This window comes from Paenibacillus sp. N119s, assembly GCF_059447605.1.
This window is the reverse complement of sequence record NZ_JCAJRU010000382.1, coordinates 1-2,824: the sequence shown is the minus strand read 5'-3', so window position 1 is coordinate 2,824 and position 2,824 is coordinate 1. Positions and strand designations below refer to the sequence as shown.

Below are 2,824 nucleotides of genomic sequence, written 5' to 3'. Positions count from 1 at the left end.
AAATATCTCATGTTTGATTTTGCGAACAAAATCAATTTACTCACTCGTTGTTCAGTTTTCAAAGATCAAACTTTTTTCTTCACTGCGTTTTTCAGCAGCTATAAGATCATATCATGTTCGTTCCAAAAATGCAAGGGTTATTTTTTCTTTTTTTACGAAGATTATTTCGCCCTAGTTATTTTCTTTTGAAACGGCTGTTTTGTTGTCAGCTAAAATAATATATCATATCCCTTAGCAACTTAGCAAGCACTTTTTTTATTTTATTTTCAGAATAAATCCGCTCATTTTCACTTCATAAATCAATCAAGGGGCTAGCTGCCCCTTGATTGGCTGGTAACTCCCTCTGCTTCGAACACTTCTGCTGGCCAGTGCAGCTCCACACCTTGACGAAGAAGAATATTTTGAAAGCGTCCAAGATGTTCTGCTGACCGGCTCACTTCAATAGGATATAACCCGTTAGAGACACAGTAAGCCGCCAAGCTTCCCGATGATTCTCCTATATTCCACTCTGTAGGATGCAGACGATAGCAACCATTGGCTATTTGAGTCATACCTATATTTTTGCAAGCTGGAAGCAAATTACGTACCCTCACAGGAATAAGTGAGCCCAATGGAATTTCATAAGGATAGTTAGGGATGTAAAAGGTACGCTGGGATACCGTGGTCGGATGAAGATCTAAATGATAGCTTCCCACTCCTACACTATCTGAGTACCGTTTGGGTCCCTCTTCCCCCCGAAGTTCACGGCTTACATCAAATTCGGAAATTGTATACTCGGCTTTAATTCGACGCGACTCACGAATATAGGCCGTTTTAGCCAGCCCGTCAGAAGTGCCAAGATAATCACCTCGTGGTCGAATTCCCGGGTAGCCGAATCCTCCATCTAACCGAGGAGCTTCGGTTTGAAGCCAATATATTAATGAGCGGGTCAACTCACGTGCTCCTTCGCGATGTCTCGCCTGCTCCTCAGCAGCGACACCGATCAGGGGTCCTAGGTAATAATCATTTTGCGCCCAGTTTAGAAGAGTTACTTCGCCATCATTTAGCGGTACGCTCCATATAGAGGGATCTACGATACGACGATAATCCCACAAGGATACAATGCCCTGATCGTTAGGGAATAATGTGAACTGTTTTAGTTTACTGGTATCATCTGCATCGGTAGCAAACCAGCTTAAAATCGGAAACCGGGAAAAAGAAGGGATGTAATTTCTCCAGAAGTCATATTGTTGCGGTCGCTCTATAATGAAGCTTTCCTGGGGAATGTAGTCTACAGCCGCCACATGCGTGACAGACTGCATATCAAGAGGGTTGGCGCACTCCAGTGCATGTGGCTCCCCCGTTGCTGCCTGTGATTCTGCTCCACTCGTATGCTCCACACCTGCCATAGGAAGGAGATCACCACACTCTGTGGCATCCAGATAAAACGTACCATGCAACACTCTGAGACCACTCTTATGATCAGGATTATGCGAGGTACGAACGGTCACAGAAGTAATACAATCTCCATCGGTATGAGCAGCAATAGGCACGGTGTGATAATATACACGAACACGTCCCGTATTCAGATACGGAGCAAGCATATCCTCAAGCACCTGTAGAGCTACCCGTGGCTCATGGGCCAGACGGCTTACCCAGCCGTTTCCTGGATTAAGAAGGGGATCATTATGAGCTTCTTCGGTTAGCGGATAGTTCTGACGGTAGTAGTCACGCACACGATTGCGGAACTGACGATATGTTGCTGTGCAACCAAACTGTTCGATCCAGCGGTGCTCATCCGGGGGAACAGCCTGCGAAGTTAACTGCCCTCCCAACCAGTCCGTCTCCTCTGTTACGATGACTCTCATACCAGCTTTTGCCGCAGCTAAGGCTGCTGCTGTCCCCCCCAGACCTCCGCCAATCACAACAATATCGGCATCAAGCCGTTTTTGCGTCATGGTTCGTTCCCCTTTCATTTTTGTTCTAAGATTCCGTCATTTCAAAAGCAAGCCTGGCAGCGCCGATGAACCCAGCGCGATTCCCCAACATTGCCCGACTGACTTCTGTCTGAACTCCCAATAAAGCAATATGCTTTTCCAGCAAGGGCCACCAAACCTCTCCAGCATCTGCTACTCCTCCCCCAACAATGATCAGCTCAGGATCAAGAGTCACCGAAATATTAGCCAGAAGCACAGCTAAAGCTGCTGTGTAGTCATCTAGCGCCTGAATTATCCTCAGGTTGCCTTGAGCGACCTCTTTCACAATCTCGCTCCCCGAACGGTACAATGTTCCGGTGTATTCACTGCCACGGCGTAACAGGGCGCTACCCGATACGTATTGCTCGGCACATCCTTTTTTTCCACAGTTGCAGGAGTGGCCTCCAGGAAATAAGATGCTGTGCCCCCAATCGCCACCGCTCCAGTGAGCTCCTCTACACAAGAGGCCATTTTCCATATATGCGCCGCCGACCCCAGTTCCCAAGGTGAGCATAGCCAAGCGCTGTTTGCCTTTCCCTGCCCCCAGCCACGCTTCTCCAAGTAACGCAGCGTTCGCATCATTATCAGCAACCGCACGTAAAGCCAGCTTTTCTCTCGCCCAGCTCACCAAGGATGCTCCCTGCCAGCCGGGGAGGTTATCAGTGGCGTACACAATTTCACCGCTCTCCACATTTACCCTGCCAGCAGTAGCAATGCCTAAAGCGACTATATCTGCTGGGGTACCCACACTGGTATCTCCATGAGAAGGCATCAGTCTGTATACGGACTCAGTCACACGCGACAATACCCATTCACGTCCACTAGAGGCATCCGTATCCATTCGAATTTCGTCAATTACTGATCCGTCC

At 48.1% G+C, this 2,824-nt stretch carries 2 protein-coding genes; both read right to left on the bottom strand.

The genetic code is table 11. The features are described from left to right. Window positions 1-311: 311 nt before the first annotated feature. Window positions 312-1,937: an FAD-dependent oxidoreductase gene (locus AC5V8P_RS24900; protein ID WP_064795663.1), complete on the bottom strand. Its 1,626-nt coding sequence runs from the start codon at window positions 1,935-1,937 to the stop codon at window positions 312-314. A 25-nt stretch (window positions 1,938-1,962) separates the two neighbouring features. Continuing rightward, a partial coding sequence (locus tag AC5V8P_RS24895) for an ROK family protein (protein WP_495473991.1) occupies window positions 1,963-2,824 on the bottom strand: 862 nt, incomplete at its 5' end.

Coding starts and splice junctions, on each gene's coding strand:
- AC5V8P_RS24900 (WP_064795663.1), bottom strand. CDS start 1,937: ATGACGCAAAAACGGCTTGATGCCGATATTGTTGTGATTGGCGGAGGT.